Annotated in this window: 20 protein-coding genes; 6 read left to right on the top strand and 14 right to left on the bottom strand. The window is 58.4% G+C overall.

The annotated features are described in order from the left end of the window. Positions 1 to 20: 20 nt before the first annotated feature. Positions 21 to 782, bottom strand: a complete 762-nt coding sequence (gene kduD, locus ACWHRL_RS04055) for a 2-dehydro-3-deoxy-D-gluconate 5-dehydrogenase KduD (protein ID WP_447895339.1) — start codon at positions 780 to 782, stop codon at positions 21 to 23. A gap of 15 nt (positions 783 to 797) precedes the next feature. Then, positions 798 to 1,634 carry a 5-dehydro-4-deoxy-D-glucuronate isomerase gene (gene kduI / locus ACWHRL_RS04060; RefSeq protein ID WP_447895340.1) on the bottom strand — a complete coding sequence of 279 codons (837 nt, stop codon included), beginning with the start codon at positions 1,632 to 1,634 and terminating at the stop codon, positions 798 to 800. 59 nt (positions 1,635 to 1,693) lie between these two features. On the opposite strand from kduI, the gene ACWHRL_RS04065 reads away from it, so the two are divergent. Then, entirely contained in the window at positions 1,694 to 1,909 is a 216-nt protein-coding gene (locus ACWHRL_RS04065; protein ID WP_447895341.1) for an aldo/keto reductase, read from the top strand. A 74-nt stretch (positions 1,910 to 1,983) separates the two neighbouring features. On the opposite strand, the gene ACWHRL_RS04070 is transcribed toward ACWHRL_RS04065, so the two are convergent. The 3 genes from ACWHRL_RS04070 to ACWHRL_RS04080 all read right to left on the bottom strand — a co-directional run bounded on the left by ACWHRL_RS04070 (position 1,984) and on the right by ACWHRL_RS04080 (position 5,025). After that, positions 1,984 to 3,822 carry an ABC transporter ATP-binding protein gene (locus ACWHRL_RS04070; RefSeq protein WP_447895342.1) on the bottom strand — a complete coding sequence of 613 codons (1,839 nt, stop codon included), beginning with the start codon at positions 3,820 to 3,822 and terminating at the stop codon, positions 1,984 to 1,986. A 118-nt stretch (positions 3,823 to 3,940) separates the two neighbouring features. Beyond that, positions 3,941 to 4,471, bottom strand: coding sequence for a chromate transporter (locus ACWHRL_RS04075; RefSeq protein ID WP_447895344.1), 531 nt, complete (start codon positions 4,469 to 4,471; stop codon positions 3,941 to 3,943). Next, the gene (locus ACWHRL_RS04080) at positions 4,468 to 5,025 is read right to left on the bottom strand and encodes a chromate transporter (protein ID WP_447527994.1); all 558 of its coding nucleotides are present in this window, start codon (positions 5,023 to 5,025) and stop codon (positions 4,468 to 4,470) included. The genes ACWHRL_RS04075 and ACWHRL_RS04080 overlap by 4 nt, the downstream gene beginning before the upstream one ends. Before the next feature lie 196 nt (positions 5,026 to 5,221). Here ACWHRL_RS04080 and ACWHRL_RS04085 point away from each other — a divergent pair, with 196 nt between their 5' ends. Then, positions 5,222 to 5,908 carry a GntR family transcriptional regulator gene (locus tag ACWHRL_RS04085; RefSeq protein WP_447895345.1) on the top strand — a complete coding sequence of 229 codons (687 nt, stop codon included), beginning with the start codon at positions 5,222 to 5,224 and terminating at the stop codon, positions 5,906 to 5,908. A 61-nt stretch (positions 5,909 to 5,969) separates the two neighbouring features. Next, entirely contained in the window at positions 5,970 to 6,533 is a 564-nt protein-coding gene (locus tag ACWHRL_RS04090; protein ID WP_447527996.1) for a DUF1415 domain-containing protein, read from the top strand. Between the two features lie 102 nt (positions 6,534 to 6,635). Here ACWHRL_RS04090 and ACWHRL_RS04095 read toward each other — a convergent pair whose 3' ends face one another. From ACWHRL_RS04095 to ACWHRL_RS04120, 6 genes are all read right to left on the bottom strand, one after another. Beyond that, positions 6,636 to 8,300, bottom strand: a complete 1,665-nt coding sequence (locus ACWHRL_RS04095; protein ID WP_447895346.1) for a methyl-accepting chemotaxis protein — start codon at positions 8,298 to 8,300, stop codon at positions 6,636 to 6,638. Positions 8,301 to 8,468: 168 nt separating this feature from the next. Further along, positions 8,469 to 8,963: an N-acetyltransferase family protein gene (locus ACWHRL_RS04100; RefSeq protein ID WP_447895347.1), complete on the bottom strand. Its 495-nt coding sequence runs from the start codon at positions 8,961 to 8,963 to the stop codon at positions 8,469 to 8,471. A 52-nt stretch (positions 8,964 to 9,015) separates the two neighbouring features. Next, positions 9,016 to 10,008: an LLM class flavin-dependent oxidoreductase gene (locus tag ACWHRL_RS04105; protein WP_447527999.1), complete on the bottom strand. Its 993-nt coding sequence runs from the start codon at positions 10,006 to 10,008 to the stop codon at positions 9,016 to 9,018. 167 nt (positions 10,009 to 10,175) lie between these two features. Further along, entirely contained in the window at positions 10,176 to 10,862 is a 687-nt protein-coding gene (locus ACWHRL_RS04110; RefSeq protein WP_447895348.1) for an SDR family oxidoreductase, read from the bottom strand. A 137-nt stretch (positions 10,863 to 10,999) separates the two neighbouring features. Continuing rightward, positions 11,000 to 12,019, bottom strand: coding sequence for a patatin-like phospholipase family protein (locus ACWHRL_RS04115; RefSeq protein WP_447528001.1), 1,020 nt, complete (start codon positions 12,017 to 12,019; stop codon positions 11,000 to 11,002). A 112-nt stretch (positions 12,020 to 12,131) separates the two neighbouring features. After that, a complete protein-coding gene (locus ACWHRL_RS04120; protein ID WP_447528002.1) occupies positions 12,132 to 12,872 on the bottom strand; it encodes a murein L,D-transpeptidase catalytic domain family protein in 741 nt (246 codons plus the stop codon). Positions 12,873 to 12,989: 117 nt separating this feature from the next. On the opposite strand from ACWHRL_RS04120, the gene ACWHRL_RS04125 reads away from it, so the two are divergent. Continuing rightward, on the top strand, positions 12,990 to 14,630 hold the full coding sequence (locus tag ACWHRL_RS04125; RefSeq protein ID WP_447895349.1) for a L,D-transpeptidase family protein: 1,641 nt from the start codon (positions 12,990 to 12,992) through the stop codon (positions 14,628 to 14,630). A 74-nt stretch (positions 14,631 to 14,704) separates the two neighbouring features. Here ACWHRL_RS04125 and ACWHRL_RS04130 read toward each other — a convergent pair whose 3' ends face one another. After that, entirely contained in the window at positions 14,705 to 16,384 is a 1,680-nt protein-coding gene (locus ACWHRL_RS04130; protein ID WP_447895350.1) for a peptidoglycan DD-metalloendopeptidase family protein, read from the bottom strand. 744 nt (positions 16,385 to 17,128) lie between these two features. On the opposite strand from ACWHRL_RS04130, the gene ACWHRL_RS04135 reads away from it, so the two are divergent. Together ACWHRL_RS04135 and ACWHRL_RS04140 are read left to right on the top strand one after the other, a co-directional pair. Further along, a complete protein-coding gene (locus ACWHRL_RS04135; protein ID WP_447895351.1) occupies positions 17,129 to 18,049 on the top strand; it encodes a LysR family transcriptional regulator in 921 nt (306 codons plus the stop codon). A gap of 78 nt (positions 18,050 to 18,127) precedes the next feature. After that, positions 18,128 to 19,126 carry a glutathione S-transferase family protein gene (locus ACWHRL_RS04140; RefSeq protein WP_447895352.1) on the top strand — a complete coding sequence of 333 codons (999 nt, stop codon included), beginning with the start codon at positions 18,128 to 18,130 and terminating at the stop codon, positions 19,124 to 19,126. Positions 19,127 to 19,248: 122 nt separating this feature from the next. On the opposite strand, the gene ACWHRL_RS04145 is transcribed toward ACWHRL_RS04140, so the two are convergent. Further along, a complete protein-coding gene (locus ACWHRL_RS04145) occupies positions 19,249 to 19,746 on the bottom strand; it encodes a PRC-barrel domain-containing protein (protein ID WP_447895353.1) in 498 nt (165 codons plus the stop codon). Between the two features lie 101 nt (positions 19,747 to 19,847). Beyond that, the gene (locus ACWHRL_RS04150; RefSeq protein ID WP_447528008.1) at positions 19,848 to 20,045 is read right to left on the bottom strand and encodes a CsbD family protein; all 198 of its coding nucleotides are present in this window, start codon (positions 20,043 to 20,045) and stop codon (positions 19,848 to 19,850) included. Positions 20,046 to 20,439 lie beyond the last annotated feature (394 nt).

Genomic DNA, 20,439 nt, shown 5'->3' on the forward strand with positions numbered 1-20,439 from the left:
GAGATGAACAATAACGTTTCTTAGCGAGCTAGCCAGCCACCATCCACCGCCAGGGTATGCCCCTGCACGTAATTAGACGCGTCTGAAGCGAGAAATATTGCCGCCCCGGCGAGGTCTTCGGGTTTGCCCCATTGCCCTGTGGGAATTCGACCAAGAATCTCCTGGCTGCGCTCCGGATCGTTGCGCAGAGCTTCGGTATTGTTGGTAGCCATATATCCCGGCGCGATGGCATTGACATTGATGCCATGGGCAGCCCACTCATTCGCCATCAATCGTGTCAGACCCAGAACACCGCTTTTCGAGGCGGTATATGAGGGGACTCGGATGCCGCCCTGAAAGGAAAGCATGGAGGCAATATTGATAATTTTGCCGCGGCGCTGCTGATCGATACATGAGCGTGCAAAAGCCTGAGATAAAAAGAAAACGCTCTTGAGATTAACGTCGAGTACTTCGTCCCAGTCTTTTTCGGTAAACTCTAATGCATTAGCCCGTCGGATAGTGCCGGCATTGTTGATAAGGATGTCGGCCTTGCCGAAACGCTGCTCTGTCTGCTGGATTATATTCGCTATAGGATCGGTGCTGTCCAGCTCTGCCTGGATCGACAAGAACTCTACGCCCAGCGCTTCGACGCGTTGCTGTGTTTCATCCGGCGATCGCCGATTAACGCCCACAATATTGCAGCCCGCGCTTGCTAGTCCTAAAGCCATACCCTGACCCAGACCGGTATTGCAGCCGGTTATAATGGCTGTTTTACCATGTAAATCGAATAATGTGTCGCCCATGATACCTCCCAGCTTTTAACGCAGATCATCCATCGGGATATGATCCATATCGGAAAAAGTTTGATTTTCACCCGCCATTGCCCAGATAAAGGTATAGCTGCCAGTGCCTACGCCTGAGTGCAATGACCAGCTAGGAGAAAGAGCGACTTGACGGTTGCGTACAATGAGGTGGCGGGTTTCCTGGGGTTCGCCCATCATATGAAATACAACGCTGTCATCCGCCATATCGAAATAAAAATACGCTTCCATGCGGCGTTCATGCGTATGACACGGCATGGTGTTCCAAAGGCTGCCTTCCTCAAGGCGTGTCATGCCCATCAATAGCTGGCAAGTTGGAAGCACGTCGGGTACAAAATACTTGTAAATGGTGCGCTCGTTGCTATTGGCCGGGTTACCTAGCGTTTGTGGAGAGGCGTCTGCCAAAGTTACTTTGCGAGTAGGATATTGCTGATGGGCGGGTGCACAGCAAATATAAAAAACCGCCGGATTAGACGCATCATCACTCTCAAACTGTACTTCACGGCTCTCTTTGCCGATATAAAGCCCTTCGTGCGTATTGATACTATGTTGGGTACCGTCAACGGTAATTGTACCGGGCCCCCCGATATTGATAGTGCCTAACTCACGACGCTCAAGAAAGTAATCCGTTCCAGTATGTTGGCACATGGATGTAGTAATCGGTACGGCTTTATCGGTAGGCAGTGCGCCACCAACAATTAACCTGTCCAAATGGCTATATACCAAAGTCAGCTCATTTTTATTGAATAGCTCTTCTATCAAAAATTGGTCACGGAGCCCTTGAGTGTCTAATTGCTTGGCATGTTCGCTATGGATAGCTTGGCGAGATTCCATGTTATCTCCGGATCGATGTTGTTAGAAAATAGAAACACTGGTTCAATATATCAGGTGTGGTGTTTTTTTCAACGCTGATAGCCTGGATCGCCATGGCATGGCTCAAGGGCCGCGGCATCGTCACCATTCCGTCCTCCACCAAGGCGCGTAATATCGAGAGCAACATCAAGGCCTTCGGGCTCACCTTGACCGAGGCCGAAATGGCGGATATCGCGACCCTCGACCGCGGCGAACGCATTGCCAACTCGGACATGGCGCCGGCCTGGGATGAGTAAATGCTCGCTTGGGGCATTTAGCGGGGTGGGCCACAAGGCCTCCCCCGTAAGGCAGGAGCGCCGCTTTTAGGCGCTTACTGGTAGCCCGCCGCCTGTAACTGAAAAAGCTGTGCGTAGCGGCCTTCGAGTTCCATGAGCGATGCGTGGCTACCTTGTTCGATAATACGCCCTTGGTCGATCACCAGAATCAATCCGGCGCTTCGCACGGTCGAGAACCGGTGCGAGATCAAAATCGTCATCTTGTCGCGGCTGTGTTGGCGAAAGCGCGCGAATACATCGGCTTCGGCGGCAGCGTCCATGGCGGCGGTGGGCTCGTCGAGCACTAAAATATCCGCGTCCTTGCGCATGTAGGCCCGCGAGAGCGCGATTTTTTGCCACTGGCCGCCGGAAAGCTCCTGACCATCCTTGAACCATCGGCCAAGCTGGGTGTGATACCCCTTGGGCATGCGCTCGATGAAGTGGTCGGCGAGGCCGAAGTGCGCCGCCTGCTGCCAGCGCGCCTGGTCCTCGAAGGCGTGGATATCGCCCACGCCGAGGTTCTCGCCTACCGGGAGCTGGTAGCGCACGAAGTCCTGAAAAATGACGCCCACGCGTTTGCGCAGCGTATCCGCGTCCCAATCCCGCAGGTCGCTGCCATCCAGCAAAATACGCCCTTCGCTGGGTTGGTAAAGCCGGGTCAGCAGTTTGATGAGCGTCGTTTTGCCCGAACCGTTTTCGCCTACCAGCGCTAGGCTCTGCCCGGGTAATAGATGCAACGAGATATCCACGAGCGCCTGGCCACCGCCTGGGTAGGCGAAGCTCACGTTCTCGAAGCGAAGCCCGTCGCCGGGTGCTGCGCCCACGGTCAGCGTGCCGCCTTCCTGTTCGGTGGGGTGCTCCAGGTAGTCGTAAAGATTGGAGAGATACAGGTTATCTTCATACATGCCGCTAATCGCGGTCAGAATGGCGGAAAGCGCCGACTGGCCTTGCTTGAAGACCATTAGATACATGGTCATCTGGCCCAGAGTGATCGCGCCGACGATCGTCTCGAGCACCACCCAGCCGTAGGCGATATAAAACGTGAGCGTGCCCAGTAGGCCGAGTACGAACCCCCAGCCCTCGCGCTTAAGTGTCAGCAGGCGATCCTCGGCGAAGAGACGATCGAAAATGGCTCGGTAGCGACGTAAAAAGAGCGGCTCGAGACCAAAGAGTTTGACCTCCTTGATACTGTCTTCCCGCGCCAGCACGGTTTCCAGGTAGCTCTGCATACGCGTTTGTGGCGAGCGGCGGCGGAAAAGCCGGAAGGCGTCGCCGGAAAACTTCGCCTCGGAGATGAACACCGGCACCGCCCCGACGGCCAAAATCAACAGCGCCCAGGGGGAGAACTGAATGAGCAGTACACTGAAGCTACCCAGCGAAATCGCATTTTGAATGAACCCAAAGGTTTTAGTGACCAGCGCCAGCGGCCGGGTAGAGGCCTCGCGCCGGGCGCGGGTCAGCTTGTCGTAAAGCTCGGAGTCCTCGAATTGGCCCAGGGAAAGCGTGCCGGCTTTCTCGAGAATCAGCACATTGACCTTTTGGCCCAGCATCGCGCGTAAAAGCGACTGCTGGGCGGCGAGCCCGCGCTGGGCCAGCGCAATCAGCGCGATGATCAGCGCCTCGAGCGCCACCAGCTGCAGCACCGGCGCGATGATGATCAAAAGCACCGGTTCTTCGGCGGCCTCGAAGGTATTCATGGCGCTGACCACGCCATCGACGATCAACTGGCCCACCCAGGCTGCCAGCGCGGGCAAAACACCGGCCACCAGCGTGCAAAGGGCAAGGCCCAGCATCATCCAGCGGGAGGTGCCCCAAACCAGCGCCAGCGCGCGCCGGCTGTAGCGGAACACGCTGACAAAGCCGGTAATCGAAGAGGAGGGGCTCAACAAGGCCATAAAGCGCAGGGCACCTTTAACGTATCAAAAGCGCCATGATGCAACGCTTTGGCCGTTACTACCAGGTGAACGCTCGTAATCAGTGTCGGGCTCAAGCGCCCGGGCCACGATAAGGGCATCAGCCGAGCAGCGTGGCCCCGTAAATGAGCGCGCCAATGACCACGAAGGCCGGGTGTATCTTCCACCACACCAGCGCCGCGGTGGCGAAAGCGCCAATGATCAATGTATGGATGAGGCCGGCGCTTTCCATGCCTTCCAGAAAAAAGCCGAGCGTTAGCCACGCCATCATGACCGCGATAACCGGGCGTACCCACTGACTCATGCGCTTGACCTGGGGGGATTCGCGGTGGCGATAGAGAATGCCAAGCGCGCCCAGCATGAGCAGCAGCGAGGGAACGACGGTGGCCAGGATGGCGACCGATGCCCCGGCGATGCCGGCAACCTCATAGCCGATGTAGCCGGCCATTTTGGTGGCGATCGGGCTTGGCAGGGCGTTACCCAGCGCCAGCGTCTCCGCAAACCCTTGAGAGGTCATCCAGCCGTAGCGGCCAACGACCTCTGCCTCGAGCAGTGGAATGATGGCCGGGCCGCCGCCGTAGCCGATGATATTGGGAATGAAAAAGGCCAGAAACAGCTCCCAGTAAATCATGGCGAGGTCTCCACGGGCTTTTTAGGCTTGGGCTTCAAGAGGGCGGCCGCCAGAATGGCGCCGATGATCAGGCCCGGGTGAACGCCGAGCCAGTAGATCAGCGCACCGGCAACCAGCGCGATCACACTACTGACGAGCCAGCCAAGCGACGCTTTGGATTTCTCCAGAAAGTCCCAGGTCAGTTGCCCCATCATCACCATGACCACCGGAATGACCGCTTGGCCCATGCCACTGATCCAAGCGACATCGCGATAGCGGCTGAACACTCCCAGCATGACGATCATGGCGACGATCATGGGGCCGGTAACGGCCAAAACCGCCGTGATGCAACCGAGAGTGCCGCCTACCCGATAGCCGATGTAACCCGGCATTTTGGTGGCAATGGGCCCGGGCAGGGTGTTGCCAATGGCCAAAATGTCGGCAAACTCTTCGTCGGTAAGCCACTCGTAGCGTTTGACCACTTCGGCGTGTACCAACGGGATCATCGAAGGCCCGCCGCCAAAACCGAAGATGCCGACCCGAAAGAAAGCCCAGAACAGTGCGGTGTGTTTCATTGGAGTATTGCTCGCTAAGATGGCTTCATCGCGATTACCGCGCCGTGGTAAAGTCGTCGGTAAAATCGTTTATTTTTTTAAAATCGATTATTAATGACGCTGAATATAATGTAGCGGCTTGTGCAGCGTCAACAGCGCACCTTCAACCATTACGTGTGACGGGCAGTTCGCTGCTCTACGCCACAAGGAAGCCATGATGAATACGCCATGCCCGCCGGCCAATGCTACGGCCTCCAGCCGGATCTACGAAATTCTGCGCAGGGACCTCGTCGATGGCCGCTTTGCCGCGGGCGAGAAGTTGGCCATCAATGCCTTGAAAGAGCGCTATCAGGTGGGGTTGAGCCCGCTACGCGAGGCGTTGAATAAGCTGGCGGCCTATGGCCTATTGATTCAGGAGAATCAGCGTGGATTTCGTGTGCCAACTCTGACACGTACCGAGCTGGACGATATTGCCAAAACGCGCCTGGCGCTGGAGGCAATGGCGTTCGAACAAGCCATTGCCCACGGTGATGCGACCTGGGAGGCAGATTTGCTGGCCGCCGAGCATCGTTTGAAGTGCGCGGATATGGCCCCCGAGAAAGAGGATGAGTGGGAGCGGTTGCATACCCGGTTTCATCGCACCCTGGTCGCTCCCTGCGGCTCTGTCTGGCTACTGCGCTTCATCGAGCAGCTTCATGACCAGTTCGACCGCTACCGCCGTCAGGGCCCCGAAATGCCAGCGGTTCGCCAGCAACTCGACGAGGAACACCACCAGCTCGTGGTGCTGGCGCTTGAACGCAACGCCCAGGCGGCACGCCAGCTGCTCGATGAGCACATCACTAGATCCTACGACGCGGCGCTACAGTGTTTCCAGATTCGGAACCCAAACACCTTGGACGCATAATTGTTGCGCGCACTGGTGTAAACTGGCGCGCATCGACATGCGAAGATGGGCGTAAAGCGTAATGCAATATTCAGACGAGGTAGTCGCCGGGCAAACGTTGAGCTGGGTGCGCAATTTTATCGTGGCACAGAATATATGCCCTTTTGCCCAGCGTGAGCTGGAGAGGGCGGCCATCCGCGTCGCCGTGGTGCGCTCGAAGAAAGTCGAAGTAGCGCTGGAAGAGCTGATGAACGAAGTCGCGTGGCTGGATGAACATCCGGACACCGAGACCACGTTGCTGGTCTTCCCGACGCTGTTCAAGCATTTCGAACACTATCTGGACTACGTCGAACTGGCCGAAAGCATTCTTATTGATCAGGGTTACGAAGGGGTTTACCAGTTGGCGACCTTCCACCCGGACTACTGCTTCGATGGTGTGGCACCCGAGGAGGCCTCGAATTACACCAACCGTTCGCCCTACGCCATGGTGCACCTGCTGCGCGAGGCAAGCGTCGAGAAAGCCATCGCGTTTTATGGCGATACCCAGGCCATTCCCGAACGTAACATCGAACACCTCACCGCCATGGGAAGCGGCCAGGCCGAGCGCTATTTGCAGGACGCCCTGGCCGAGCAGACCCCCGGCTAATCCTTCGGCGTGTGAATGATGAGCTGATTTTGGCTGCGGTGTTTCAACCGCCGTGCAGAAAGGACCGGGCAGCCAGAGGCTGCCCGGCGACTTATTGCGAGGTTAAAACGCCTCCCATTCGGGTTCCGCGCTGGGGGATTTGGCGGGGGCGGGCTTGCGTGAAGGAAGTGAAAGGGCAGGCTTTTGCGCAGGCGCCAGGGTGCGTGTCGCTGCTTGCCCACCGCTTGGCAGTTTAAAGGTCTCCACGATCGATGCCAGGCGCGTGGCTTCATCTTCAAGCGAGGCGGACGCCGTACTGGTCGCCTCTACCAACGAGACGTTTTCCTGGGTTGCGGAGTCCATCTGCGCAATGGCCGTACTGATCTGCGCGATGCCCGACTCTTGCTCCTTGGCCGCCAGGGCCAGCTCCTGCATCATGTCGGTCACGTGGCGAACGGCCTTGTTGACCTCGCCCATGCTCTGGCCGTTATGGATCGCCTGATTGGCGCCCTCGGCGATACGCTGGGCGATATCCTCGATCATCGTGCGGATCTCTTTCGAAGAGTTCGTCGTCTTGGTAGCCAGCGAGCGTACTTCGCTGGCCACTACGGCAAAGCCGCGACCGTGTTCGCCGGCGCGGGCGGCTTCCACCGAGGCGTTAAGCGCGAGAATGTTGGTCTGGAAGGCGATCGAGTCGATGACCTGAACGATGTCGTGAACCTTCTGGGAGTCCTTCTCGAGATCGCGCATCCATTCGCCGGAGCGCTCGGCCTCGGTTTGACCCTGTTGGGCTTTTTGCGCGGCGCTGACCGTTAGTTTTTCGGCCTGGCCCGCCGTGTCGGCGTTTTGGCGAACGATCGAGGAGATCTCGTCCATGCTGGCCGCCGTTTGCTGAATGGCGGCGGCTTGCTGCTCGGTACGCGAGGCAAGGTCCTGGCTTCCGCCGGCGATCTCGCGGGAGTTGGCGGCCACGGTACGGCTGCTTTTCCCAAGCGTCGTCATCATTTGCTGTAGCTGGGTCTGCATATCGCTCATGGCGCTGTAAAGCCGCCCGATCTCGTTACGCCCGCGCGCCTCGACACTTTGGGTTAGATCCCCCTGGGCGATACGTTCGCAAAGTTTGACGGCGCCTTGTAACGGTGCCACGACCAGCCGGTTGATACCGACTTGCACGACTGCATAGGCGATTAACGCAAGCGCAATCAAGACCCCAAAAATGAGGGTATCGCGGTTACGTGACGCCTCGGCGGCGGCGGTAGTCCTTTGAGCAAAGTTGCGCGTGTATTCGTTAAAGTCGCGTACGTTTTGGGTAAACGTATCGAACTGCTCGTTGAGCCGGCTACGTTGGACCATCAGGGCATCATAGCCCCCCTGCGTCAAGGCGCTCAGCAGTGCCGGGCTTACCAGCCGCGCGTACTCGCTGTTCAACGAGTTGATCAGTGACGCGCGTGGCGAGTCCGCCGGCACCTGGATGGCGCTGAATTCGGCAAAGCGCTCATCGGCCCGCGTCAGGGCGGCCCGGGCACGCTCCAGTGTCAGGTCGGCCAACGCGGTATTGCCGCCTTCGGAATATTCCTGATAATGCTCTAAGCGTACTCTGAGTTCCATCAGGTTGACTTCGGTGCGATTGATGTACGCCGTTTGACGAGCGGCGACTTCATCGAGGGCCGAGAGACTATTAACGGCGCTATTCTCGGCGCGTATTCCTAATGCGGCCACGATCAATAACATGACCACCAGCAATCCCAATGCCCCGGCCAAGGCATATTTTACGGATATATTCTTCATGTACTTTAGGATCTCACTCAAGCAGAGCAATAGCAGGAAAAGCCAGCGTCGCGATCCGATAAGGCGTTACGCTGGTAGCAGGGAATGCCAACGCAGCGATCCGTTGGGTTCACTGCGTTAGTAGCGTTATCGGCAAAAGGGGCGGGAAATTTAGCGGGAAATGCGCCGTTATAGAAATTTATGCATGACGTAGGTGTCCACCAGCCCTTGGGTGGGGTGGCGAAATGCGCCTGGCACGGTGCCGGCAAAGCTGAACCCAAGCTTCTGCCAGAGCGCTACGGCGATTTCGTTGGTGCTGACCACGGCGTTGAACTGCATGGCGAGAAAGCCGTGCTCTTTGGCAAGCGTTTGCGAGTGCTCGCACAGGGTACGGGCAAGCCCGCGGCCGCGGGCAGCCTGGGCTACCATGTAGCCGCAGTTGCACACATGTTGGCCCGGACCCGCCGCGTTGGCTTTTAGATAGTACGAGCCCAACACCGCGCCCTGACTATCCTTGACCACCAGCGTGGCCGCGGGCGCCTCGCACCAGAGCGCGTAAGCGGCGTCAAACGAGATATCCGGCGCGATGGCGTAGGTCTCTTGGGCCTCTACAATGGCGCTAAAGGTAGGCCAAAAAGCCCGAAAGTCGTCCTTCGTCATCGGCGCGATCGTCATATCGGTCATGGGCTGTCCGCTCGCTAAACGTTAAAGGGTAAAACACGATGTCTCGAGGGCGTTAACGCGCGACCTCGGCGACGATCTCGTAACTTTTCAGCCGGTCTTCCTGATTGAAAAAGTCGCTATTGATCATCAGCTCGTCGGCGCCGGTTTGCGCCTGGAACGCCTCGAGCCCTTCCTTGACCGTCTGTGGGCCGCCAATGATCGCGGCGCCCAAAAACTGGCTGACCTGGGCCTGCTCCATGGGCGTCCAGTCGAGCTGCTCGACCGGCGGCCTTGACTGGGTAGGCTTGCCGCGGATCAGGTTGAGAAACTTCTGCTGCGCGGTGGTGGCTAGGTAGCGCGCCATTTCATCGCTTTCGGCGGCCATGACCGGAAGCCCCACCATGGCGTGCGGTTTGGAAAGCACCTCGGAGGGGCGGAAATTATCGCGATAGAGCCGTAACGCCTCGAACAGGTACCCCGGGGCGAACTGGGCGGCAAACGCGAACGGCAGGCCAAGGCGCGCGGCAAGCTGCGCGCTGTAGCCGCTGGAGCCCAAAAGCCAGGTGGGTACGTGAGTCCCCTGGCCGGGAACGGCCTTGACCTGCTGGCCCGGCGCTTCATCGCTTAAGTAGCGGGTCAGCTCGTCGAGCTGGGCGGGGAAGTCGTCGACGCCAGCCTGGGCGCTTCGCCGCATGGCGCGCATGGTCGCGCCGTCCGAACCCGGGGCCCGGCCGAGGCCCAGGTCGATGCGCCCAGGATAGAGCGTTTCCAGCGTGCCGAACTGCTCGGCGATCACCAGCGGCGCGTGGTTGGGTAGCATGATGCCACCGCTACCTACGCGAATGCGTGAGGTATGCCCGGCCACGTGGCCGATCAAAACGGACGTGGCAGCGCTGGCGATACCCGCAATATTGTGGTGCTCGGCCAGCCAAAAACGGGTGTAGCCCAGCTGCTCGGTGCGCTGGGCGAGCTCTACACTGTTGGCGAAGGTTTCAGCGGCACTGCCGCCCTCGCGGATGGGGGCTAGATCCAGCACCGATAAGGCGGTCTCGGCGAGTTGGCTCATGGTTCACCTGCACATTGGGAGTGTGGCGGCCAATGACGATCCCGATGAAGTCATTAGCACGCTTGTTAATACTATGTAATGCGGGCGGGAGGGAGATAAAACAAGGCCACGGCCTGATGCTCACGGTTCAAAAGCATCAGGGCCGAAGCGGGGAAGGGCTAAAGGCGCTATTCACGGGGCGGCGTGGGCCGAATCAGTATCTCGTTGACGTCGACGTGGGGAGGCTGATTCAGCGCGTAGACCACCGCGTTGGCGATATCCTTGTCTTCCAGGGCATGCTCCGGGGGTTCATCGAAAAAGGGTGTATCGACCATGCCAGGCTCGATCAAGGTGACGCGAACGCCACTACCGCGAAGTTCTTCGCGCAGATTATAGCCCATGCCGGTCACCGCCCATTTGGTGGCGCTGTACATCGAGCCGGGGATAGTCGCCCGGCCAGCCGCGGAGCCTGTGAGCAGCACGTGGCCGGCACTGCGCTTGAGCGCTGGCAGGCAGGCCTGCAGCGTCAGCCCCACGCCGTACACGTTGGTGAGAATCATCTCGCGCCAGGTCTCGTGGTCGGCGCCGCTAAACCCGCCCGGCGAGCCGCCCCGTCCGGCGTTGGCAAAGACGCCGTCAATGCGGCCAAAGGTTTCCATTGCCTGCTCCACCATGGCGTGCTGTTGTGCCATATCGGTCACATCCAGCTCGACGGTGAGCAAGTTTTCCTGGCCAAGCTCTTGGGCGAGGGCTTCGAGCTTGTCCGTCGAGCGTGCGGCAAGCACCAGTTTATAGCCCTCACGCGCGGCGGCCCGGGCAGTAGCCGCGCCGATGCCGCTCGAGGCCCCGGTGATGAGTAATACACGGTCTTGCATGGGATGCGCTCCTTGCCATTATTAATAGGGGAACCCTCAGAATGGCTAATGGTGCGGGATGTTGCAAACCTCTCGTATCGGCAAAGAGCGTCGTTCAGAGCGCTTTACGTTCCAAGCGGCCCCCTTTTCCAAACGGGTCACTCATTCATGTAGACGGTGTCGATGTCCAGAGTCGAGCGCTCGCCCAGCGCCTCGAAGTTCTCCTGGAGCCAGCGTTCGGCGGCGGCGCGGCCCAGGTCGAACAGGTGGCACAAAAACGGCCACTCAGCGTTCATTTTGCTCGATACCGACAGGCTCTCCAGCGCGTGTTCGCCGCTGATGCGGTGAAAGAGCGTCTGCTGGTAGCAGTTCTCGATCCCCTGCTCGTCAAGCGCGTGCTTGAGCAGGGCGATCATCCGGATCTCCTTGATCAACGCGGCATTGAAGGTGATTTCGTTTAGACGGTTCATGATCCCCGAGGCGCTGGTGGGCAGGGTGTCGCGGCTGATGGGGTTGATTTGCACCAGCAATATGTCCCGGGCGCTGCACTCCTCCATGAGCGGGAAGAGCGCCGGGTTGCCCATGTAGCCACCGTCCCAGTAGGCTTCGCCGTCGATTTCCACGGCCTGAAACACGAAGGGTAAACAGGCCGAGGCCATGACTGCGTCCAGGCTCATCTCTTCGCGGCGGAACACCCGCTGCTTGCCGGTGCGCACGTTGGTGGCGGCAACGAATAGCTTTAGCCGGTCGCAGCGGCGCACCCGCTCGAAATCGATGTGCTCGTCCACGATGCTGCGCAGCGGGTTGATGTTCAAAGGGTTGAGCTGGTAAGGGGAGACGAGCCGGCTCATCAGGTCCATGGCGATGTAGCCTGGTGACTGATCAAGGCTCCAGTTGCCGGTGAGCACGTCAAGCGGCGAGCGGCGAATGGGGCTTGCCATACCGGCTCGGCTAACCGCCTGCCAGAAGCCGCGTAGCGCCTCGCGGGCGGTCTCTTTATCACCGCGGGTCAGCGCGTCGGCCATCACGACCCCGTTCATGGCGCCGGCGCTGGTCCCGCTGATGCCTTCGATTTCGATGCGCTCATCTTCAAGCAGGCGGTCGATCACGCCCCAGGTGTAGCCGCCGTGGGCGCCACCGCCCTGAAGGGCCAGATCCAGCGTTTTTACCTTTGCCATGCCAACTTCCTCACTTCAAGTAGGAAAGCCTAAGCATGGCATAAAACGCGTGCCGCGAAAGCAAGGGCTTCAACGAAGCCTGCCTGGGAGAGAGGCGGCGGTGGGTGGCGCTTTAGTAGGCGGCGGCCGCGAGTTGGTAAATACCGCCTTCGGAGCAGCGCAAAAACGCTGAATTCGCCATCCATTCGGCATCCGGATAGTAGGCGAAAACGTACTGGCTCTCTTTCAAGCTGTCGATCAAGGGGTAAGTGATCTCTTCGCGAACCGCCGGGCAGCCGTGGCTGCGACCCAGCCGGCCGGTCTGGGTAATGAAGTCGTCGCTAACGTAGTGGGCGCCGTGAATGACGATTGCGCGATCGAAGGCCTGGTCGTTGACGTTCGCCTCCAGCCCGTCGAGGCGCAGCGAGTAGCCGTTGCGCCCGTAGTAGCTGTTCATAGTGCGAAAAAGTCCGATGCTCGACTGATAGCTTTCCGGGGTATTGGAGAACACCTCGGCGTTGGCGTCCCCGGAGCCGCGCCCGTGGGAGACCAGCTCTTTGAACAGCAGCCGGTTTTGGTGAAGATCGAACACCCACAGGCGCTGTTCGGTCGACGGCAGTGAGTAGTCGATCACCGCCAGGCGCTCGGCGCCGGGGTCGGCGCAGCTAAGTGCCTGAGCGGCGAGTTGCAGCGCTTTAGGGGTCGCGGAAGGGGCGAGCAACTGAAGTTGCTGGTGAAGCGGTGAGACGCCGGCTGGCGGTAAGGCGGTCATCTGGGAAAAAAATGGCGCGGGTGGTGCGGCCTGAAGGGGGGCGCTTGCCAGCAGTGTCGGGAGAAAGAAAAATTTGCTAAAAAAGCTTAATCCGAGCCGCATAGTGTAAGACCTACTATAATTAGTGGTACGCAAAGCGATAACATCATGACAAGCGTGCGCATGTTTTATCTTTATGGGGTTGGCATGCGACACCGCATAGTAACCCATGGAGGGGTTATGAACGAGAAACCGCCAATTCAGAAATGGGCCTTGGGTGCCGTGTTGACCGCCGCCCTGCTACCCCTTCCGTATGCTATCCATCATGCCCATGCCGACGCCCCGGCTCAACCGGCATTGGCTCAGCAGTTAAACGCCTACGTAAGCGATCTACCCGTGGCCGCGTTCTACCAGGCCCGTGAAGATCAACTGGTCTGGCAAGACGCCGAGCGTGTCGAGTCGCTGGCCGAGGCTTTGGCGCGTCTCGACCAGGATGGCTTGACCCCCAGTGACTATCAGGGAAGCCGGCTGCTCGATGATTTCCGTGTGAGCCAACAGGGCGATGCCAGCGCTCAGGCGCGTTTCGACCTCAAGGCCACGCAAACCCTGCTGCTGGCGCTGGATCACCTCTCGCGGGGCAAGGTGGACCCCAAAGCGCTGAATACACAGTGGAGCGGCGAGCGCCCGGCGCGGGGATACAGCATGGTTCAGGTGCGTCAGGCCCTCGCCCAGGGCGACGTCGAGGCGGCTTTCGAGGTCGCCAGGCCCCAGTCGAATGCGTACCGCGAACTTCGCCAGATGCTGAGCGATTACCGTGCCCTCGAGCGCCGAGGCAGTGCCAGCGTGGCGTACCTGGCCGGGCGTGACGACGCGCTGCGCGTGGGCGATACCGACGCCGATGTGGTGACGCTGCGCGAGCGTTTGGCGCTCTGGGGCGAAAGCGGGTTAGTCGCCGCTGACGACGGCGCCTACCCGATGGTGGAGGCCGTTAAACGAAACGGTGATCAACGTCGCTTCGACACCACCGTTGAGCGCGCCGTCCAGCGTTTCCAGCGCCGCCACCAGCTCCAGGCGGACGGCGTGGTCGGCGACAAAACGCGGCGGGCACTCAATACGCCGCTGTCCCGTCGGATCGATCAACTGCGTATCAATCTTGAGCGGGCACGCTGGCTCGAACACTTCGAAAGCGAGCCTTCCCGTGTATGGGTCGATGTGGCCGGTTACAAGCTTCACTACGTGCGCCCCAACGGCGAGCAGTGGGATGCCCGGGTCGTGGTCGGTTCGCCCCAGCGGGCCACGCCGATGATCCATTCGGCGATCAGCCATCTCACCATCAATCCGAGCTGGACGATTCCGCCCACCATCATGCGCGAAGACGTGCTGCCCCGGGTGCGTAGCCATACAGGCTATCTTTCCTCGCGCAATATTCAGGTGCTAAGCCCCGCCGGCGAGCGGTTGGATCCGGAAAGCGTCGACTGGCAGCGCCCCGGTGGCGTCATGCTTCGGCAAACGGCGGGCAGTGGCAACCCGCTAGGGCGAATCGTGGTTCGTTTTCCCAACGACGACATGATTTATCTGCACGATACGCCCGCCCAGGGCGCGTTCGGTCGCACACAGCGCGCGCTCAGCTCCGGCTGTATCCGCGTGGAAGGCATTAGCGAACTTGCCCAGATGCTTTTGCGCGACAGCGGCAGCCAACACCGGGTCAATACGCTCATTGGCCGAGGCAGCAGCGATCAAAACGTGAATTTGCCGCAGCGCATTCCGGTCATGTTGCACTACCTGACCGCCTGGCCCAATGCCGAGGGCGAGATCGAGTTCCGCGACGATATCTACCGTCACGACGATGCGCTGCTCGATGCGCTAAGCCGCCCGGTTTGATGGGGCGTGTGGTCTAAAGACGCAAAAAAGCCGCCCGATTGGGCGGCTTTTTTTAGCGCAAGTGAGCAGGCTCTTTATTCGTCGCGCTGGTAGTTGGCTACATTGATCGTACCGGTCTCGCCGCTGTTGAGGGCAGCCAGCATCGGTTCGGCCTGGTTCTTGAACGCGATCAACGTATCGCCGGTCAGGCTCGAGGACTCGGGAAGCTCTACGGTCATGGCGTTAACCGGTGAGTTATTGACGATGACTTCGTAATGCAGGTGCGGGCCGGTGCTACGCCCGGTGTTGCCGGAAAGCGCGATGCGCTCGCCCATGGTCACGCGATCGCCGGCATTGACCAGCGGTTTTGACAGGTGCAGATAACGCGTGCGGTAGCCGTTATCATGGCGAATCACTATGTAGCGGCCGGCTGCTGCGTGATTGGTCACCCGCTCGACCCGGCCGTCCGCCGGGGCGGTGACGGGGGTGCCGATCGGCATGGCAAAGTCGGTGCCGTTATGCGGGCTGATACGGCCGGTGACCGGGTGCTTGCGGTTCGGGTTGAAGTTAGAGCTCAAACGGTAGCTGCCTTCGAAGGGATGACGCGCAAAGCCCGGCTCCAGGCCGCTGCCTTCCGGCGTATAGAAGTTGTCATCCGCCGCGTTACGCACCATCGTCAAATCCATGCGCTCGCCGTCGTACTCGACCGCCAGTACGCGCGAATCCAGTGTCTCGCCGTCGATCATGTCGGATTCGACCAGCACGTTGAAACTGTCACCGCGACGGCTATCCCGCCGGAAGTCGAGCTTTTTCTCGAGAAGGCGTGTCAGCTCGGTCACCGAGCTGCTTGAAAGCCCCGTTGCCTGGGCTGAGCGCGCAAAGCTACCGCTAACGGTACCGGCGAACAGACGCTGAACCGGCTCGCCCTGACGTTCGATGACGGTTGCCGCGAACGAGGTGTCTTCATTGCGCTCGAGCAGCACGCCGTCGCGGATGTCTTTCATCATGCGCAGCGCGAGCAAGTTGCCGTTTTCGTCCAACTGGTAATCGAAGCTGTTACCGGCGCGCCAGTTGGTGAGAATGCGCGGGTTCGGCATGTCGTCCAAAAGGGCCAGCACTTCGCTGTAGCCAAGCCCCAGCTCGTTTTGCGCCAGTACGGCAAAGGTTTCACCCGGCTCTACGATATGGGTAGCCCACTCGGGAACGAAGGGCTCTTCAGCGGCCAGTTCGAGCTCGAGAAAGGAGATGTCGTCGAATAGCTCAATGCCATAATCCTCGTAAGAGGTGGCGCTATCCACGGAAGAAGTAGCATCGGCAATCTCGACCGGCCCCGGGGTGCCCGGTTCGTCGATATTGAGCATGCCACTGGTCAGGGTGCCAAACACCACCGCCATGTGAATGGCGCCGTCGTCCAGTACGGGCTTTGCATCGATTTCGCTGGCGATTGATGCCTCGGCAGTGGCGATGACATCGAGATCGATAATCTCTGAAGCGGCGAGATCACTTAGCGGGATCTGCTCGCGGGTGGCGTCGATGGCGCGGGAGGCGCGGTCGATCGCTTTGGCTACCGGTTGACGCTCCTGATGCAAGGAGGGAACGGTAGTAAAAGAGTCGCTGGGTAGCGGTACAAGCACGCTCTCCAGGGACGTATGGGGTTTATTGAGATCCTGGTACGTCGTTATAAGCTTTTGTGTGCCCAGCACGGTGACCATTGTAGCCACGGGTAAAAGTAATAATTTATGTGCGCGGGGCAGCGAATGAAGGATTCGCAACATGGGTAAATTGACCGCCGAGTTCGTGGTGAAAATGAACGTGAAAGTGAACAAGCACGGGAACAATACCCCATGGGGGTAGGGGTGAATAGACTGTATTTACATACATAGCGAGGGGTTTCGCGTTAGCGAAAAAACCGGACAGGAAGAGACTTGTTAAGAAACAGTGTTTGCTAATAGCGTTGGTGATACGAAAACTGAGTTTTTAAACCTGCCAATAGCTTGTACACCTAAATGTAGTTGTATCGGTTCAAGCGTATGAATATAGACAATAGTGGTTTGTTGTAAAGCCTTCCCTATAGCAAGGATCAATGGTTTATCGCGCTGGCTGCCCGCGAACATCGAGAGCCGTTTCCAAAAACGCTTTTTCTACGGCGTTTTGAGCGGCTACCGGCACCATGTGTTTGTACAAGGATTGGCTGGGTACAGAGAAAGCGCCTTTGGAATAAAACGGTGTTTCCGGAAATTGTTAGCCCGCTAGTTAATGCAGTGATTGTAAAGAGTACTTTAGTCTCTGCGTCTTTGTATTTTTTTGTAACTAAAGAGCAATAGCTCATTTGTCTTATAGCAAAGTAGAAGCAAAGGCGATGTTATACAATATTTTCAAAAAGTTCCCTGTTTTTTAGTGTTTTCGTTGAAGCAGCATGAGCCGCCGCACAAGTTAGCTATTCGCCGCCGCCAGCATTCTGTTAAAGTTTTTTCGAAGACCAAGCGCACTAATACGCTTTTAGCGTCGAGGAAATCGAAATGTCTCGGGTAACACTTGCTCAGTGGCACATGCTCGCTGCCGTTGTAGATTACGGTGGCTTTGCGCGCGCCGCGCAGGCTATTCATAAAAGCCCTTCTACGCTCAATCATGCGGTGCACAAGCTGGAGGAGCAGCTTGGCGTTCAGGTGCTCGAGCCGGTCGGCCGCCAGGTCCGCCTGACCGAGGCCGGTGAGCTATTGCTGCGCCGGGCGCGTCAGCTCATCGAGAGCGCCGCCTCGATAGAGGACATTGCCACACGGCTTGCCGAAGGGCTCGAAACGGAAGTGGCGGTCGCCATCGATCAGGTGTTTCCCGCGGATGCTCAGGCCAAAGCGCTCGAGCGCTTCTCCGAGGCCTACCCGCAGGTCCGGGTCCAGCTTTATGAAAGCGTACTCAATGGCGGGGTAGAGATGCTGTTCGATGGGCAAGTGGATCTGGTGATTTCCGGCATGGAAGTGCCGGGGTTTCTGGGCGAGCCGTTAGCCAACGTGCGCTTTATCGCGGTGGCGCATCCGGATCACCCGCTGCACGGGCTGGGGCGTGACCTTGATCTGCGCGACCTGGCGCAATATCGCCAGCTGGTCGTGCGCGACTCGGCCAACCGCCAGTCCGCCAATGCGGGGTGGCTCAAGGCCGAACAGCGCTGGACGGTCAGCCACCTCAATACATCGCTTGATATGATAAAGCGCGGCCTGGGCTTTGCCTGGATGCCGGTCACCCGGATCGCCGAGGAGCTCGAGCGCGGGGACCTGAAGCCGCTACCCCTTACTGCCGGGGGAATTCGCGAAGCGCCTTTTCAACTGATTTTCAAGGATCGCGACCATGCAGGCCCGGCCACTCACGCCATGGCCCAAGTGCTTCGCGAGGCGGTGATCGAGCAGTGCCCGGAGGATTCAATTTACTCGAATGAAACAGGGTAAAACATCCGCTTGAGTGCATCGTAAAGCGCGCTATGCTCTAAAAACATAAGCAGAGACGCAAATTACAGGAGGCGCCCGATGGGACTATTAGTAGAAGGCGAGTGGGTCGATCAGTGGTATGACACCAAAAAGCATGGCGGCGAGTTCGTGCGCGAGTCGGCCCAGTTACGCGATTGGGTAGAAGGAAGTGGTCAGCAGCAGGGACAAAGTTTTCCCGCCGAAAAAGACCGTTATCACCTTTACGTATCCCTGGCCTGCCCCTGGGCGCACCGAGCACTCATCATGCGCAAGCTCAAGGGGTTAGAGCCATTGATTGGCGTTTCCCACGTTAGTCCCTTGATGCTCGATAAGGGCTGGACCTATAACGAAGAGGAAGGCTCGAGTGGCGATCCCATCAACCGGGTGAATTACCATTACGAGCTCTATACCATGACCGACCCGGCCTATACCGGGCGCGTCACGGTGCCGGTGCTTTGGGACAAAACGCGCAGCGCCATCGTCAATAACGAGTCCGCTGATTTGCTGCGCATGCTCAACGGTGCTTTCGATGAACTGACCGGCAACGATCTCGACTTCTACCCCGAGGATCTGCGTGAAACCATCGATGAAGTCAACGACGATGTGTACGACAACGTGAACAACGGGGTCTACAAGTCGGGGTTTGCCACCGAGCAGGATGTTTACGAGAAGCATGTCAAGGCACTGTTCGACGCGCTCGACCGGCTGGAAGCGCGTTTGGCAGAAAACCGCTACCTGGCAGGAGCGTGGCTGACCGAAGCTGATATTCGCTTGTTTACGACCCTGGTGCGTTTCGACGCGGTCTATTTCGGCCACTTCAAGTGCAACTATAAGCGTATCGAGGATTACCCCAATCTCTCGAACTATCTGCGTGAGCTGTACCAGTGGCCAGGTGTTGCCGAGACGGTGAATATGGACCACATCAAGCGCCACTACTATTACAGCCACGAAACGATCAATCCGACTCGGATCGTCCCCGCCGGTCCGCTACTCGATTTTGAGCGCCCTCACGATCGTGAGCGGCTAGAAGGTAAAGGCATTCGTACGCATCGGAAGTAACGAAACAAGTAACGGCAAAAAAGTAACCGCAAACCGTCGAGGCCCTTTTTTAAAAAGGGGCATCTGACAAAACGAAAGGCCACCCGATGGGCGGCCTTTTTATGCGCGTTTAGACGAGCCGCTTATTGCTGGGGCTGGTTCTCGTCGTCATCGAACGCTTCGCGAGTCGATTGCCAGGCGCTCTGGGCGCCGTCGCGAGTGCTTTGCCAAGCGCTGCGCGCGTTGTTTTGAGTCTGCTCCCACCAGTCGCGGTTGTAGGCGGGGAAGCTTTCCACTTCTTCAGGAGTAGCGGTCAACATGATGCGGTGTTCGGTCTCGCCATCGCCTTCCGTGCTGGTTTCAAGCGTAAAGTAGTCTGTGCCGACCACGATTTCACGACCACCAAGGCCTAGAACGGCGCCGCTTTCGATCACAAGGCCAGTGATGCGCATGTCATCGTCGAATAAAATATCGTCGACATCGCCGACTTCTTCACCGGAGCCGTTAGAGAAATAAACCTCGGCATCCAGTATGTCTTCGGCGGAGTAGACGCCTTGAGGCTCTTGGGATGCCTGCGCATTGAAGGCCATGCCAGCCAGCAGGGTGGTGCTCATTGCAGCCAGTAGCAGTGATTTACGCATCGCGTTACTCCTTTAACTTCCTGTGGCGTTTTATGAGCGGCTTTCTAAAAACCGCTCATAACGCCGTTGACGTGTTCACTACGTTTTAACTGTTGGCTTTCTTACAGGCTGTCCGCCCAGTCATCGGCGCGCTTTTCGGCTTCTTCGCGCTCTAGACCGTATTTCTGCTGAAGCTTACCGACGAGCTGTTCCTTTTTGCCGCCGATCTGGTCGAGTTCATCATCGGTGAACTCACCCCAGCTCGAACGCGCCTTGCCTTTGACTTCGGTCCATTTGCCTTCGATTTGATCCCAATTCATCGTCTCTCTCCTTGACTGCATAAAACGTTATTGCAGTTAAAATTTTAGACCATATGTCGACAAGCGCAAGGTCGCTTGTTCAAGTTGGGTAAAGCAAAAAAGCTAGCCAGATAATTTTTGAAGTGCTAGTATTCGCCCTCCTCGCATGTGTTGACCCCTCCATCACGACGGTAAGCGTTAGACTGCGTAGCACTCATTGCGTAGTGGCGCTTGCGGGAACATCCCTTTGAGATGTTCATTGCTGTGAAGATGGCGCGTCTTTAGCATTTCACCAACCGGGTGAAATCGACGCAGAAGGTCGCCACAACGGTTGGCGCGTTATTCATGTTTCTGCCAACTGGATGCCAGGTGCGACCGGCGTCTTTGACTCCTTTATCAAGCGATCCGCCAAGCG

Source organism: Vreelandella sp. GE22, from assembly GCF_968212445.1.

Excerpts from the sequence above, each read along its gene's own strand:
- kduD (WP_447895339.1), bottom strand. The coding sequence starts at position 782 with ATGGGCGACACATTATTCGATTTACATGGTAAAACAGCCATTATAACC.
- kduI (WP_447895340.1), bottom strand. The coding sequence starts at position 1,634 with ATGGAATCTCGCCAAGCTATCCATAGCGAACATGCCAAGCAATTAGAC.
- ACWHRL_RS04070 (WP_447895342.1), bottom strand. The coding sequence starts at position 3,822 with ATGGCCTTGTTGAGCCCCTCCTCTTCGATTACCGGCTTTGTCAGCGTG.
- ACWHRL_RS04075 (WP_447895344.1), bottom strand. The coding sequence starts at position 4,471 with ATGATTTACTGGGAGCTGTTTCTGGCCTTTTTCATTCCCAATATCATC.
- ACWHRL_RS04080 (WP_447527994.1), bottom strand. The coding sequence starts at position 5,025 with ATGAAACACACCGCACTGTTCTGGGCTTTCTTTCGGGTCGGCATCTTC.
- ACWHRL_RS04085 (WP_447895345.1), top strand. The coding sequence starts at position 5,222 with ATGAATACGCCATGCCCGCCGGCCAATGCTACGGCCTCCAGCCGGATC.
- ACWHRL_RS04090 (WP_447527996.1), top strand. The coding sequence starts at position 5,970 with ATGCAATATTCAGACGAGGTAGTCGCCGGGCAAACGTTGAGCTGGGTG.
- ACWHRL_RS04095 (WP_447895346.1), bottom strand. The coding sequence starts at position 8,300 with ATGAAGAATATATCCGTAAAATATGCCTTGGCCGGGGCATTGGGATTG.
- ACWHRL_RS04100 (WP_447895347.1), bottom strand. The coding sequence starts at position 8,963 with ATGACCGATATGACGATCGCGCCGATGACGAAGGACGACTTTCGGGCT.
- ACWHRL_RS04105 (WP_447527999.1), bottom strand. The coding sequence starts at position 10,008 with ATGAGCCAACTCGCCGAGACCGCCTTATCGGTGCTGGATCTAGCCCCC.
- ACWHRL_RS04110 (WP_447895348.1), bottom strand. The coding sequence starts at position 10,862 with ATGCAAGACCGTGTATTACTCATCACCGGGGCCTCGAGCGGCATCGGC.
- ACWHRL_RS04115 (WP_447528001.1), bottom strand. The coding sequence starts at position 12,019 with ATGGCAAAGGTAAAAACGCTGGATCTGGCCCTTCAGGGCGGTGGCGCC.
- ACWHRL_RS04120 (WP_447528002.1), bottom strand. The coding sequence starts at position 12,872 with ATGCGGCTCGGATTAAGCTTTTTTAGCAAATTTTTCTTTCTCCCGACA.
- ACWHRL_RS04125 (WP_447895349.1), top strand. The coding sequence starts at position 12,990 with ATGAACGAGAAACCGCCAATTCAGAAATGGGCCTTGGGTGCCGTGTTG.
- ACWHRL_RS04130 (WP_447895350.1), bottom strand. The coding sequence starts at position 16,384 with ATGTTGCGAATCCTTCATTCGCTGCCCCGCGCACATAAATTATTACTT.
- ACWHRL_RS04135 (WP_447895351.1), top strand. The coding sequence starts at position 17,129 with ATGTCTCGGGTAACACTTGCTCAGTGGCACATGCTCGCTGCCGTTGTA.
- ACWHRL_RS04140 (WP_447895352.1), top strand. The coding sequence starts at position 18,128 with ATGGGACTATTAGTAGAAGGCGAGTGGGTCGATCAGTGGTATGACACC.
- ACWHRL_RS04145 (WP_447895353.1), bottom strand. The coding sequence starts at position 19,746 with ATGCGTAAATCACTGCTACTGGCTGCAATGAGCACCACCCTGCTGGCT.
- ACWHRL_RS04150 (WP_447528008.1), bottom strand. The coding sequence starts at position 20,045 with ATGAATTGGGATCAAATCGAAGGCAAATGGACCGAAGTCAAAGGCAAG.